12 protein-coding genes are annotated in these 13,506 nt (G+C 66.0%); 5 read left to right on the top strand and 7 right to left on the bottom strand.

Going from position 1 to position 13,506, the window contains the following annotated elements; genetic code table 11:
* Nucleotides 1–99: 99 nt before the first annotated feature.
* Nucleotides 100–1,806, top strand: a complete 1,707-nt coding sequence (locus E2I15_RS36940; RefSeq protein WP_137476696.1) for an SGNH/GDSL hydrolase family protein — start codon at nucleotides 100–102, stop codon at nucleotides 1,804–1,806.
* A gap of 144 nt (nucleotides 1,807–1,950) precedes the next feature.
* Here the strand turns inward: E2I15_RS36940 and E2I15_RS36935 are convergent, their stop codons facing one another.
* Both E2I15_RS36935 and E2I15_RS36930 read right to left on the bottom strand, forming a co-directional pair.
* Nucleotides 1,951–2,340, bottom strand: a complete 390-nt coding sequence (locus E2I15_RS36935; RefSeq protein WP_137476695.1) for a CsbD family protein — start codon at nucleotides 2,338–2,340, stop codon at nucleotides 1,951–1,953.
* Between the two features lie 59 nt (nucleotides 2,341–2,399).
* The gene (locus tag E2I15_RS36930) at nucleotides 2,400–3,134 is read right to left on the bottom strand and encodes an SDR family NAD(P)-dependent oxidoreductase (RefSeq protein ID WP_137476694.1); all 735 of its coding nucleotides are present in this window, start codon (nucleotides 3,132–3,134) and stop codon (nucleotides 2,400–2,402) included.
* A gap of 181 nt (nucleotides 3,135–3,315) precedes the next feature.
* On the opposite strand from E2I15_RS36930, the gene E2I15_RS36925 reads away from it, so the two are divergent.
* Both E2I15_RS36925 and E2I15_RS36920 read left to right on the top strand, forming a co-directional pair.
* Nucleotides 3,316–4,095 (top strand): SDR family NAD(P)-dependent oxidoreductase, encoded by a 780-nt coding sequence (locus E2I15_RS36925; protein WP_155262765.1) that lies wholly within the window; start codon nucleotides 3,316–3,318, stop codon nucleotides 4,093–4,095.
* A gap of 101 nt (nucleotides 4,096–4,196) precedes the next feature.
* Nucleotides 4,197–5,084, top strand: coding sequence for a TauD/TfdA dioxygenase family protein (locus tag E2I15_RS36920; RefSeq protein WP_137476693.1), 888 nt, complete (start codon nucleotides 4,197–4,199; stop codon nucleotides 5,082–5,084).
* 258 nt (nucleotides 5,085–5,342) lie between these two features.
* On the opposite strand, the gene E2I15_RS36915 is transcribed toward E2I15_RS36920, so the two are convergent.
* The gene (locus E2I15_RS36915; RefSeq protein ID WP_137476976.1) at nucleotides 5,343–6,002 is read right to left on the bottom strand and encodes a YqgE/AlgH family protein; all 660 of its coding nucleotides are present in this window, start codon (nucleotides 6,000–6,002) and stop codon (nucleotides 5,343–5,345) included.
* Nucleotides 6,003–6,138: 136 nt separating this feature from the next.
* On the opposite strand from E2I15_RS36915, the gene E2I15_RS36910 reads away from it, so the two are divergent.
* Nucleotides 6,139–6,978, top strand: coding sequence for a protein-disulfide reductase DsbD domain-containing protein (locus E2I15_RS36910; RefSeq protein WP_137476692.1), 840 nt, complete (start codon nucleotides 6,139–6,141; stop codon nucleotides 6,976–6,978).
* A gap of 225 nt (nucleotides 6,979–7,203) precedes the next feature.
* Nucleotides 7,204–8,595, top strand: coding sequence for an oligosaccharide flippase family protein (locus E2I15_RS36905; protein ID WP_422109809.1), 1,392 nt, complete (start codon nucleotides 7,204–7,206; stop codon nucleotides 8,593–8,595).
* Nucleotides 8,596–8,679: 84 nt separating this feature from the next.
* Here E2I15_RS36905 and E2I15_RS36900 read toward each other — a convergent pair whose 3' ends face one another.
* From E2I15_RS36900 to E2I15_RS36885, 4 genes are all read right to left on the bottom strand, one after another.
* Entirely contained in the window at nucleotides 8,680–9,861 is a 1,182-nt protein-coding gene (locus E2I15_RS36900) for an MFS transporter (protein ID WP_137476691.1), read from the bottom strand.
* A gap of 24 nt (nucleotides 9,862–9,885) precedes the next feature.
* Nucleotides 9,886–11,277, bottom strand: a complete 1,392-nt coding sequence (locus E2I15_RS36895) for an FAD-binding oxidoreductase (RefSeq protein WP_137476690.1) — start codon at nucleotides 11,275–11,277, stop codon at nucleotides 9,886–9,888.
* Nucleotides 11,278–11,520: 243 nt separating this feature from the next.
* The gene (locus E2I15_RS36890) at nucleotides 11,521–12,309 is read right to left on the bottom strand and encodes a 3-hydroxybutyrate dehydrogenase (protein ID WP_137476689.1); all 789 of its coding nucleotides are present in this window, start codon (nucleotides 12,307–12,309) and stop codon (nucleotides 11,521–11,523) included.
* Nucleotides 12,310–12,321: 12 nt separating this feature from the next.
* Nucleotides 12,322–13,491: a DUF3734 domain-containing protein gene (locus E2I15_RS36885; protein ID WP_137476688.1), complete on the bottom strand. Its 1,170-nt coding sequence runs from the start codon at nucleotides 13,489–13,491 to the stop codon at nucleotides 12,322–12,324.
* Between the last annotated feature and the right edge of the window lie 15 nt (nucleotides 13,492–13,506).

Below are 13,506 nucleotides of genomic sequence, written 5' to 3'. Positions count from 1 at the left end.
CGGCCGAAGGCACCCGATTTATGGTGGAAAAGCTGCCCGCTTGCGGCCCGATTCCGCTAGTATGCTCACGTACTTCCAGATCATTTGCGACCGAACGCGATGCGAGAGCCAAAGTCCTTTTTGCGCATATTCACCGAAGCCGGCCCGCTGGTCGCGCTGACGGTGGCGCTTGCGCTGTTGATCGGCATCGCCCAGCCCGCCTCGGCGCAGTTCTTCGGCTTCCCCGGCTTCGGCGGCGGACCGCCGCAACCGCAGCGCCGCGCTCCGCCGCAGCACGGCGGTGGCGGCTGGTTCGGCGGTGATTTCTTCGCGCCGTTCCAGCAGCAGCAGCCGCAATCATCGCAGCCGCAGCGGCCGCGCGAGGATTTCTCGCGTGCCCCGGCACCGGCCAAGCGCGAGGCCGCCGCCGAGCGCAACGTGCTGGTCATCGGTGATGCCATGGCCGACTGGCTCGGCTACGGCTTGGAGGATGCCTATTCCGACCAGCCCGACATGGGCGTGATCCGCAAGCACAAGACGGTCTCCGGCCTGATCCGCTATCAGCCCAAGGGCGATCCGGCGGATTGGGCCGCGGCCGCGAAGGGCATTCTCGCCACCGAGAACCCCGACGCCATCGTCGTGATGCTCGGCCTCAACGATCGCACCGCGATCCGCGAACCCGTCGTGGAGAAGAAGGTCGACAAGAAGGACGAGAAGAAGGACGCGCGCGGCAAGCCGGAGGCCAAGCCCGGCGACAAGCCCGATGCCGCCGCCAAGAATGATGGCAAGCCCGCCGATCCCGAGCCGCCGGCCGACGACGCCGACAACGATCAGCAGGCCGCGCCGGAAAAGACAGCGCGCTCGCCCAACGGCCTCTATGAATTCCGCGACGACCGCTGGGTCGAGCTCTACGGCAAGAAGATCGAGGAGCTGATCAACGTGCTGAAGAGCAAGGGCGTGCCGGTGCTGTGGGTCGGCCTGCCTGCGATCCGCGGTCAGAAGGGCACGTCGGACATGTTGTTCCTCGACGCGCTCTATCGCGACGGCGCCGGCAAGGCCGGCATCACCTATGTCGACGTCTGGGACGGCTTCGTCGACGAGGCCGGCCGCTTCATGCAGAAGGGCCCGGACTTCGAAGGCCAGCCCCGCAAGCTGCGTACCGATGACGGCGTGTTCTTCACCAAGGCCGGCGCGCGCAAGCTCGCGCATTATGTCGAGCGCGAGGTGACGCGCCTGCTCGCGGTACGCTCCGGGCCGATCGCGCTGCCGAGCGAACCGGCGACGCCGGACACCAGCGCCGAGCCCGGCAAGCCCGCGCCGCGGCCGCTGGCAGGCCCGGTGCTTCCGCTGGTCGCCTCCACGGTCGGCACCGATCAATTGCTCGGCGGACCGGGTTCGCGGCCCGCCGCCGTCGATGCGCTCGCCGCGCGCACGCTGGTGAAGGGCGAGGCGCTGGCACCACCCGCCGGCCGTGCCGACGATTTCGCCTGGCCGCGCCGCGAGATCGGCCGCGAGCAGGCCAAGGGCGATGTGCCGGTTGCGGCGGCGACGCCAGCCGCGCCGGCGGGCGGACCGGCCAATCCGCCGCCCTCGACCACGGCGATCGCGCCCGACGGCTCGATCATCACCGCCCCGAAGCCGCCAAGGCGTCTGTTCCGTCCGGCCCAGACGCAGGCCCAGCCGCAACAGCAGCCGCAGACACAGCCCTGGCTGCGCGATTTCTTCGGGTTCGGCGCGCCGCAGCAGCGCCCGCTGGTCGCTCCGCCGCCGCGTCCGCCGCGCGGTGTCGGACAGCGGGCCGCAGTGCCGGGGAATCCGTGGCAGTAAGCCGCGCACACGCGCGACCAGCTGACCGATGACTGGAAATTTGAGGGCGGGTCGGGCGAAGCCGTAACCCGCCGATGTCTTGCGCGGCGAGATGGCAGGTTACGCTGTCGCCGATCCGACCTGCGGTTTCGTCGTATGGCTCGCTCAGCCGTAATAGCGCCAGCGCGAGGGCGGCGGGCGGCGCGGCTGGCGCGTCATCAGGAGCGCGAGCGCAAAGCCGATGCCGCCGGCGATCAGCAGCGATCCCAGCGGGTTCTCCTGCACCGCATGCGCAATTGCCTTTTGTCCGCTGCGAACGGTCTCGCCGCGATGCTCATAGGCGTCCTTGAAGGTATCTTTGGCGTAGTTGACCGCGGTGTCGGCGGCGTCGCGGGCGGCGTCCTTGGCCTGGCCGTAGAGATCCTGCACCGAGCCTGCGGCTTCGCGCACGCGGCCCGAGGCTTGGGTCTGCGCATCGCCGGTCGCATCGCCGACTGCGCCTTCGGCCTTGCCCGCGAACTCCTTCGCCGTTCCGAAAATCCGATCCTTGTCCATCGTCACGCTCCCTGATCTGTCCGGGAGCTAACCGGGAAACGGCGCGCAGGTTCCTGTGGTTACAGGATCAGCCCGCCGTCGACGACGATGGTCTGGCCGACGATGTAGGAGGCGAGCGGCGAGGCCAGGAACAGCGCGGCGCCGGCCATGTCGGCGGGCGTGCCGAGACGCTTCAGCGGAATGCGCTCGAGCGCGCCTTCGAGACGCTTCGGATTTGCCGTGGTCGCCTTGGTCATCTTGGTGTCGACGAGGCCGGGCGCGATGCCGTTGACGCGGATGCCGTTCTCCGCCCAGGCCTCGCCGAGCGTGCGCGTCAGCCCGACGGCGCCGGTCTTCGAGGCGTTGTAGGCCGGATTGCCCATGGTGGAATGATAGGCCGCGGTCGAGCTTACGATGATCAGCGAGCCCTTAGCTGCGCTCAGCATCGGCTGGAATTTGGTGGCGCAGGCCATCAGGCTCATCAGGTTGACCTCGAGCACCTTGCGAAAACCCTCCATTTCGAATTCCCCGCGGCGGTAAATCACCGCGCCCTGCGCCAGCACCAGCACGTCGAGCCGATCGAACGACGGCCTGAAGGCCTCGATCGCCTGCGGGTTGCTGACATCGAGCTGCGCGTAGGCGAGGCCTTCGAGATGCGAGCCTTCCTCGGTGGAATAGTCGCTCGCCTGCGCGCGGGTGCCGCAGATCGCGACGCGCGCGCCCTTGGCGCGGAACGCCTGCGCGATGCCGTTGCCGATGCCGCTGGAGCCGCCGACCACCAATATTTGCTTGCCGCCGAAATCGAGCTCGTTCATCGCGCGTTCCTCTCTCGTGCTGTTGTCTTGATTGAGCATGATCCTTTTCGGAAAGCCAGCCGGGAAACTTGCGTTAACGCGCTGCGCGCATGCCGATATCGGATCAGTGGTTTGACGTATCTTGCGATCGGTGCCAGCGTTGCCGTCTCCTACAACGCAGAAAATCAACGGGGGGTCGGTGATGTCCGAATACAAGCAGCTCAGCCGTTCGGTGAAGGGCCTCACCGTTCTCGTCACCGGCGCCGCCAGCGGCATGGGCCGCGCCACCGCGCGGGTGTTCGCCGATGAAGGCGCCAATGTCGCGGTTACCGACCTCACCGAAGAAGGCACGCAAGCGGTGGCGAAGGAGATTTCGGCAAGCGGCGGCTCGGCGAAGGCCTGGACGCTCGACGTCAGCGATCGCGACGCCATCACCAAAGTCGTCAACGATGTCGCCGCGCATTTCGGCGGGCTCGACATCATCGTCAACAATGCCGGCATCTCGGTGCGGGTGCCGATCGACGATCCCGCTTACGAAGACGCCTGGGCCAAGGGCATCGCGGTGATGCTGACGGCGCATCCGCGCATCATCCGCGCGGCACTGCCATACCTGCGCAAGTCGCGCTCGCCGCGCATCGTCAACATCGCCTCGACCGAGGCGCTCGGCGCGACCGCGCTGCACAGCCCCTACTCCGCGGCGAAAGGCGGCGTCACCAGCCTGACCCGCTCGCTCGCGGTGGAACTGGGACGCGAAGGCATCACCGTGAACTGCATCTGCCCGGGTCCGATCCGCACCGCGATCACCGACCGCATCTCCGAGGAGCACAAGACGCTCTACGCCAAGCGCCGCACCGCGCTCGCCCGTTACGGCGATCCGGAAGAGGTCGCGCACATGACGCTGAGCCTGTGCCTGCCCGCCGCATCGTTCCTGACCGGCGCCGTGATTCCGGTCGACGGCGGGTTGATGGCGCGGAATGCCTGATCCGCGCGCCGCCGCGAAGCGTTGACAGCGCGCGCGCGGTGAGTAGCCTTCCCGTCAAACGAAGCGGGAAAGCCGCCCGCGACAGACGGGGAGATACGCCAATGACGGTCCTGATCCGGCAGCTTCACAAGCATTTCGTCGGCGAGGTCTCCGGCGTCGATCTGCGCAAGCCGCTGACGCAGCAGGAAGCGATCGACATCGAGGCCGGCATGGACAAATACGCCGTGCTCGTGTTCCACGGCCAGGACATCTCCGACGAACAACAGATGGCATTCGCGCTGAATTTCGGCGAGCGCGAAGATGCGCGCGGCGGCACGGTGGCGAAGAAGGAGGACTATCGTCTTTCCGCAGGGCTCAACGACGTCTCCAATCTCGACAAGGACGGCAAGCCGCTACCGAAGGACCACCGCACCCATCTGTTCAACCTCGGCAACTGCCTGTGGCACTCCGACAGCTCGTTCCGGCCGATCCCGGCGAAATTCTCGCTGCTGTCGGCGCGCGTGGTGAACCCGAAGGGCGGCAACACCGAATTCGCCGACATGCGCGCCGCCTATGACGCGCTCGACGACGAGACCAAGGCCGAGATCGAGGACATGATCTGCGAGCACTCGCTGATGTATTCGCGCGGCTCGCTCGGCTTCCTCGACTACACCGAAGAAGAGAAGCAGATGTTCAGGCCGGTGCTGCAGCGCCTGGTGCGGACGCATCCGGTGCACGGCCGCAAGTCGCTGTATCTGTCGTCGCACGCCGGCGCCATAAGGGGCATGAGCATGCCGGAGGCGCGGCTGCTGCTGCGCGACCTCACCGAGCACGCGACGCAGCCCGAGTTCGTCTATGTGCACAAATGGACGGTGCATGACCTCGTGATGTGGGACAACCGCCAGACCGTGCACCGCGTCCGCCGCTACGACCAGTCGCAGCCCCGCGACATGCGACGCGCCACGGTCGCGGGCACCCAGCCGACGGTCGCGCAGGAAGCGGCGGAGTAGCGGGCGCCGCCATCGTAGCCCAACTCACCGCTGTCGTAGCCAACCCAACAGCCGTCGTCCCGGGCAAGCCAACGGGTCGGCGCGAAGCGCCGCCCGATGACAGGTTCCGCGCGACCTGGGACCCATAACCACAAATGTGCGAGATTGCGCGACGCTGTGGCCCCAGCGAGGCGCCACAACCGCATGCGGTGGTTATGGGTCCGGCTTTCGCCGGGACGACACCGAGAACGCACCATCGCTCGCAAAAAAAGCAACGCGCTACGCGTGGCCGGCGTCGTTCGACAGCATGCCGGCCTCGATGCCGATCTTGCGCAAGGCGCGCGCGTATTTCTCGTCGACGTCGGTACCGAAGATCAACTCCGGATCAGCGTCGCAATGCAGCCAGCCATTGTGCTGGATCTCGTTCTCGAGCTGGCCCGGCGCCCAGCCGGCATAGCCGAGCGCGAGGATCGCGTGCTTGGGCCCGGCGCCCTTGGCGATCGCCTTGAGAATATCGACGGTCGCGGTGAGCGAGATGCCGTCGTCGATGTTCAGCGTCGCATCCTGAATGTAGAAGTCGCTGGAATGCAGCACGAAGCCGCGGCCGGTGTCGACCGGGCCGCCCTTCATCACCTTCATCATCTCGGCATTCTCGGGCAGCTGGATCTGGTCCGACTTCTCGATGATGTCGAGTTGCACCAGGAGCCCGGGGAAATCGATGCTGCCGGCCGGACGGTTGACGATGATGCCCATCGCGCCCTCGGAGGAATGCGCGCACATGTAGATCACGGAGCGTTCGAAGCGCGGGTCGTCCATGACAGGCATCGCGATCAGCATCTGGCCGTCGAGATAGCCGCCTTCGGCGGCATGGGCACCGACGGCCGGGCTTCTGCCGGCGGCGGTCTTGCGAGTCTTGCCTGGTTTGCCTTCAGGGCGCATCCGCAAAGGCCTTTCCTGCTGATTTGGCATCCTGATATCGGGTGGCGGTTCTGTCAATCAACCATCGACCGCCGTGCGGCGATGCATCACAAGCAATTCAATGGTTTGCACCGAAAGTTGCAGGTAAAGACGTCTCATGATCGTCATAGTTCCCTTGCGGGCCGCATTTGGCGTCGCCGCCCTGTTTTCCGTCGCATGTATGGCAACGGAGGTGCGCGCCGACGACGCCTCGCCGTGGCAACAGGACACGCATTCGGCGGTGCGGCTGCTCGCCGGATCGCGGAGCGGCGCGGTGCTGCTTGGCGGCATTGCGTTCCGGTTGCAGGACGGCTGGAAGACCTATTGGCGGACGCCTGGCGATTCCGGCGTGCCGCCCCGGTTCGATTTCTCCAGGTCGGATAACGTCGAGGCGGTTACCGTGATGTGGCCGGCGCCGCGGCAATTCGACGACGGCGCCGGCGGCACCTCGCTCGGCTACAAGCACCAGGTGGTGCTGCCGCTGCGCATCGTGGCGAAGAATCCCGACAAGCCGCTGGTGCTGCGCGCTGACATCAACTACGCGGTGTGCGAGAAGCTGTGCGTGCCGGTAGAGGCGAAGGCCGAGCTGGCGTTCGCGAGCGTCGCATCGACCGAGGACGCCGCGCTGTCGGAAGCGCTCAACGCGGTGCCGAAGCCCGCCAATATCGGCGACCCCATCCCGTTTTCGATCCGCGACGTCAAGCGCAACGGCAAGAACAACGTGCTGGTCGATGTCAGCGCGCCCGAGAGCAAGGACCTCAGCCTGTTCGTCGAGGGGCCGACGCCCGACTGGGCGCTGCCGGTGCCCAAGCTCGTCGAACACGCGCCGCCGGGCGTGAAGCGCTTCTCCTTCGAGCTCGACGGCCTGCCGCCCGGCGCCAAGGCCGACGGCGCCGCACTGAAGCTGACGCTGGTCGGCGGCGACAAAAGCTACGAATTCAATATCAATTTGAATTGAGCCGCAGGGTCATTCCGGGGCGATGCAGCGCATCGAACCTCAAGGGCGCAATTGCGCCCGAGGGAATCTCGAGGTCCCCCGGTGCGCAATTGCGCACCTGAGGTTCAGCGCTTCGCACTGCCCCGGGACGACCCCGAGGGGGTGCAGTCGCCGAACCCAATATTAACGTTTCGTTGATAGATCGGAGGCCATTGCCGCCGTGCGGCGCTTTAGGAATTTTCCGCCTTGGCTGTGATGGAGACACAATCCGCAACCTCTGCGCCATTGGGCCGGGTCGCACGCCTGCGTGACCTCGCCGCGCGCGCGCTCGGCGGCACCAAGGAGGCGTCGGTCACCAAGCGCCTCGCCGGCATGATCTTCGCCATCCGCGTCGTCAGCGCCGCCATCGCCTATCTCGCGCAGATCCTGCTGGCGCGCTGGATGAGCGGCTCGGACTACGGTATCTATGTCTATGTCTGGACCTGGGTGCTGCTGCTCGGCAGCACCATGGATTTCGGCATCGCGCCCTCCGCGCAGAAGATCATTCCGGAATACCGCGCCCGCGGCGACCTCGCGGCGCTGCGCGGCTTCCTCTCCGGCGGCCGCTGGGTGGTGCTGGCGACGTCCAGCATGGTCGCGTTGCTGCTCGCCGGCGTGATCCACCTCGCTTCGCCCTGGATCGATCCCAACGCAATCGTGCCGCTCTATATCGGCTGCCTGACCTTGCCGCCCTTCGTCGTCGCCAACACCCAGGACGGCATCTCCCGCGCGCATGACTGGATGCAGCTCGGCCTGATGCCGCAGTTCATCGTGCGGCAGGGGCTGATCATCGCCCTGACCGCCGGCGCGCTGGCGCTCGGCCTCAATCTCGGCGCCACCGCAGCGATGATCGCGAGCGCGGCCGCGGCGTACATCGCGGCGATCGGCCAGATGGTCGTGCTCAACCGCCGCCTCGCCGCCCATCTCGGGCGGGGCGAGAAGACCTACGACGTCAAGGGCTGGTTCGCGATCTCGCTGCCGATCATGCTGGTCGAGAGCTTCTATCTCCTGCTCGGCTACACCGACGTGCTGATGCTGCAGCAGTTCCGCTCGTCCGAGGAGGTCGGCATCTATTTCGCCGTGGTGAAGACGCTGGCGCTGGTGTCGTTCGTGCACTACGCAATGGCGGCGACCACCGCGCACCGCTTCGCCGAATACAATGCGCTCGGCGACAAGGACCGGCTGTCGGCCTATGTCGCGCACGCCATCAGCTGGACGTTCTGGCCCTCGCTGTTCGCGACCGTCGCCCTGCTGGCGTTCGGCAAGCCGCTGCTGTGGCTGTTCGGCCCGAAATTCGTCGACGGCTACAGCATCATGTTCGTCGCCGCGATCGGACTCGTGGTGCGCTCGGCGATCGGGCCGGTGGAGCGGCTGTTGAACATGCTCGGCCACCAGAGCATCTGCGCCACCGCCTATGCGGTGTCGTTCCTGATGAATGTCGGGCTCTGCATCGCCCTCGTCCCGCGCTACGGCGGCATGGGCGCCGCCGCCTCGACCTCGCTGTCGCTGACCTTCGAGACGATCCTCTTGTTCTATGTGGTGCGCTCACGCCTCGGGCTGCACGTGCTGGCGTTCGGCAGGCGGCGGCCGGCGTCATAGCATTCCGCCGGGCGCGGCCTAATGCGATGGCATGCCCGCCGCCGGACTGGAACACCTGCCTGACCGCGTTCAGCCTTGCGCCGGTCAGGCGCGCCTGATGTCCGCCTGCCCCCAATCGTGGCCGGCAACCATGCGGCGGAAGAACCACAGCACGGCCGGGCAGGCCAGGAGCACCGCGGCGCCGAAGTCGAGCGCCGCGCTGGCGGAGCCGACCGCGGTGGAGAGCCTTCCTCCGATCGCCGGTCCCGCCAGCATGCCGGCGTAGTAGACGGTGTAGAATATTCCCATTCCGATCGGCCGCGTCTTCTGCTCAAGCACACACGCAGGCAGGCTCATGATCGGACCGGCAGGCAGGCCGCAGAGGATTCCAAGAGCGATGACGACGGGAAGCACAGTGCCGCTGCGCGACAGGAGCAGTGTCAGGAGCGCGAAGGCGACGCAGCCCGTGGCCAGGATGACCTCGCCGCGCCTGGTCCGATCGGCGAGGAAGCCGCCCAACGGCACCGAAAGGGCTGCGAGCCAGAGCACGATACTGATGGTTGATCCGGCTGCGGCGCCGGACCAGCCCTGCTCGACAAGCATCGACGGACCGAAACTGAAGATCATCGCAAAACCGATGTTGTAGAGACACCAGATCAGGCCGGCGGCAGTCACGGCGCAGATCGTATCGGCGGTCAGGCTGCGGCGCCCGCTTTCAACCGCGACCGCCGCATCCGGCGCGCGATAAACCAGAGCAATGAGGCCAAGACCGATCAGGATCACCCCGGCGACGGCAAGATTGACGGCATGGAGGCCGAGCGTGGCTCCGATTGCCGGCAACAGCATGAGAGCGACTGCGATGCCGGCCGGCCATGAGTTGATGAAAATGGCCATCGCGGTGGCGATTTCCCGGCCGGCAAACCAGTCCGCGACCATCTTGGTCATCAGAACGTTCAGGAGGACGCCGCCGATGCCGGCAGTCAGTCGGCCCGCGATCTGCGCGCTCCACGACGTTGACGCGGTCATCAGCAGTTCGCCTGCCAGCATCATCAGGAGGCCGGCAACGACCACCACCTTGTCGCCATAGCGGCGGCCGATCGCGCCGCCAGGCAAGGCAAGCAGGGCGCCCGGCGCGAAGTAGAGCCCGATCAGAACGCCGATATCGGCCAGGCTCGCGCCCAGACCCTGGCTGAGCTGCGGCGCGATGGCCGCGACGCTCTGAAACTGAAAGGCGATGGTGGCACGAGCGGCGAACAGAGCAGCAAGAATGGTCCAACGGCTTCGCATTTGGATTTTCTCCGATGCCCTGAACTATGTCGTCGGCTTGATATTCTGGTTCAGGCGGAAGAAATTCGTCGGATCATATTTGTTCTTGAGCGCGACAAGGCGCGCGTAATTTTCGCCATAGGCGTCGCGCACCCGGTCTTCGCCCTCATCCCCCAGATTGTTGGCATAGACACCGCCGGTCGAATAGGGCCTGACGGCACTCCACAGCTCGCGCGCCCAATGCATGTTCGCCTCGTCGCCGGCCGGATCGTCCCAGATCGCGACCGGAAAGCAGTCGAACGCCGCATCCCGGTTTGCGTAGGGCGAGCTCGATACCGGAACCCGTGCAATTGCGCCGCCGACATGCTGGAGGACCAGCAAGGACGAGGTGTTGGGGGCTCTCGCATAGGCGTCGAGCAGCGCGTCGATCGCGCCCGCACCGATCTCGCGCAGGAACTGCGCCTTCCAGTAATAGCGACGTCCCCGCGGAAACAGGGCATCGCCACCCGATTGGATCTCGAGATAGGGGACGGTTGCGAGGCGCGTCTCGACGGGCGAGCCGAACTTGACGATCGGCGAAAGCGCGCGCTCCCCGTCACGATGCGAGCCGACGTAGCAACCGGAGATGTTGAAGAACCGGTCGCCCGACGGCAGCGTCACAAGGGCCGCATCGACGTTGACCTCATCGGCAGCGTTTCGCGCGAACTCGTCGTAGAACCGCATGGCCTCGCGCGCCTGATCGTAAGGATAAAGCGTTGACGCGACCGGCAACGACGTGCCGATCGGATGCAACCGGTATTCGAACGCAGTCACGATGCCGAAATTGCCGCCGCCGCCTCTCAAGCCCCACAGCAGGTCGGGGTGTTCGGTCGCGCTGACCCTCAAGACCTGTCCCTCGGCTGTCACCACTTCGGCGGCAATCAGGTTGTCGCAGGTCAACCCGTATTTTCGCCCGAGCTTGCCGAAGCCGCCGCCAAGCGTCAGCCCGGCGATGCCGGTGTCGCTGTTGACCCCCATGGTGGTCGCCAGACCGTGCGCCTGCGTAGCACGATCGAATTCGCCGAGATCGAGGCCGGCCTCCGCGCGCGCGGTGCGCCGGACCGGATCGACATCGATGCGTTTCATCCGCGACAGGTCGATGACGATGCCGCCGTCACAAACCGAGAGGCCAGCGACATTGTGGCCTCCGCTGCGAACGGCCACCGGGAACGTGCGGGTCCGCGCGAACGTCACCGCCTCGACCACGTCCCGGGTATCCGCGCAGTAGGCGATCATCGCCGGCCGCCTGTCGACGGCACCGTTCCAGACCCTGCGCGCCTCGTCGTAACCGGCGCTCCCGGCGAGGACCACCTGACCCTTGAGCCGTAGCTGGGAGGCGGGCCGAAGCTCGGAATGCGATTTGCCCATCACCTCGTCATATGGCTGCCGCTGCTCCATCCGATTTGCTCCTCGCCACGAATGCCCTTGCCATCATCTCACGGCGTGCCAAATCGTCCTGAATCCGATCGGAAAAAGTTGCGAAAATTTGCCGAAAAGGGATGGCTCCAAGCGATGGCGACGACGCCCACTTGCGCACAGCTCGCGATGTCGTCCACCCCGGCCCGCTGCCTCCAAAACAAAAGCCGGCCCTGATCCAATCAGGGCCGGCTCGTTCTGAGGCCGCCAAATCGCGCCGGAGAATTACTCCGCGGTCCAGCCGCCGTCGATCGAGTAGTTGGAGCCGGTGATCTGCGCGGCGTCGTCGCTGCACAGGAACAGCGCAAGCGCTGCGACCTGATCGGAGGTCACGAACTCCTTGGTCGGCTGCGCGGCGAGCAGCACGTCCTTGATGACCTGCTCCTTGGTCATGTTGCGCGCCTTCATGGTCTCCGGGATCTGGTGCTCGACCAGCGGGGTCCAGACGTAGCCCGGGCTGATGCAGTTGCAGGTGATCTTGTGCTGCGCGAGCTCCAGCGCCACCGTCTTGGTGAGACCGGCGATGCCGTGCTTGGCCGAGACATAGGCCGACTTGAAGGGCGATGCGACCAGCGAGTGCGCCGAGGCGGTGTTGATGATGCGGCCCCAGCCGCGCTTCTTCATGCCGGGCACCGCGGCGCGGATGCCGTAGAACGCCGACGACAGATTGATCGCGATGATCGCTTCCCACTTCTCCGGCGGGAATTCCTCGATCGGCGCAACGAACTGGATGCCGGCATTGTTGACGAGGATATCGACCGAACCGAAAGTCTTCTCGCCGAGCGCAATCATATCGGCGATCTCGGCCGGCTTGGTCATGTCGGCCGGCGAATGCACGGCCTTGACCTTGAAGTCGGTCTCGATGCCCGAACGCTCCTTCTCGATATCGGCCGGAACGCCCATGCCGTTGAGAACGATATTGGCGCCGGCACCCGCGAAGGCGCGCGCGATCGCCAATCCGATGCCGCTGGTCGAGCCGGTCACAACGGCGGTCTTGCCTGTCAACGTACCCATTATCGGTCGCTCCTATTTGCTTGCGGGGGGTGTGGGTTCATCCCCCGTGAGGTCGTAAGTCACCATGGTTTCCCCGGACTGCGGCCGTTCTAGCCATTCTTTGTGACGCATCGACAAATGCACGTCGCGGACGCCCGCGCCCCAGTGCTCGACCATCGCAACATGGGAGAAGTCGTAGTCCTTCGAGGAGCTCTCGTAGTTCTTGCTCTTGTAGATCAGGTGAACCACCGTGACGGTGTTCTCCTTGGACGCCTTGCGCAGCAGCTCCACCGACGGATCGTTCTTCAGATAATCGGGCAGCTTGCCGATCAGGTCGCGCACCGCCATGCGGGCGTTGTGGATCTGCCTGTTCTTGTCGGTGTTCATCCGCGTCCGGCTGGAGTAGCGGATGTCCTTTTCGCGCTCGGCGGCCTCCAGCAGCGTCTCCGGCAACGGCCCGCGCGCGCTGAACAGATCGACCTGGAAGATCAGGAGATCACGGCTGATCTCCTCGTCGAGCACGAAGTCGAGCGGGGTGTTCGAGGCGATGCCGCCGTCCCAGTAGTGCTCGCCCTCGATGACGACGGACGGAAAGCCCGGCGGCAGCGCGCCCGAGGCCATGATGTGCTCGGGGCCTATCTTCTTGCCGAGCTTCCTGAACTCGTAATTGTCGAAATAGCGGAAATTGCCCGAGGTGACGCTGACCGCGCCGACCGACAGGCGCATCTTCAGATCGTTGATGCGGTCGAAATCAACGAGGCCCTCCAGCGTCTTCTTCAGGGGCGCGGTGTCGTAATAGCTCAGCGACTGCGAGCTGCCGGGCGGCCACAGCGGCGCCGGCGGGATCCGCGGCGTGAAGAAGCCGGGCACGCCGAAGGTCGCGATGATGGCGGCGCTGGTCTCGTTGAACAGCGAGCGGGCGCGTTCATGCTTCGAGACCGGATTCCACGGCACCGGCGCCGACACCATCTCCCAGAATTCCTTCAGCCGCGGCACGCGCTTGGCCGGCTCGTTGCCGGCGATGATCGCGGCGTTGATGGCGCCGATCGAGATGCCGGCGATCCATTCCGGCTCGAAGCCGGCGTGACAGAGCGCCTGAAAGGCGCCGGCCTGATAGGAGCCGAGCGCGCCGCCGCCCTGAAGAACCAGCACGCGCTGCGCTTGCGCAGGCGTCGAGGCCGGCGCGGAATCCGAAGTATCCATTCGTAACCGTTGGGT

This window comes from Bradyrhizobium sp. BR2003 (genome assembly GCF_009720285.1).
Lineage (GTDB): Bacteria > Pseudomonadota > Alphaproteobacteria > Rhizobiales > Xanthobacteraceae > Bradyrhizobium > Bradyrhizobium elkanii.
Note: the sequence above shows the minus strand (reverse complement) of the source record. Positions and strands in the feature narration are given on the sequence as shown.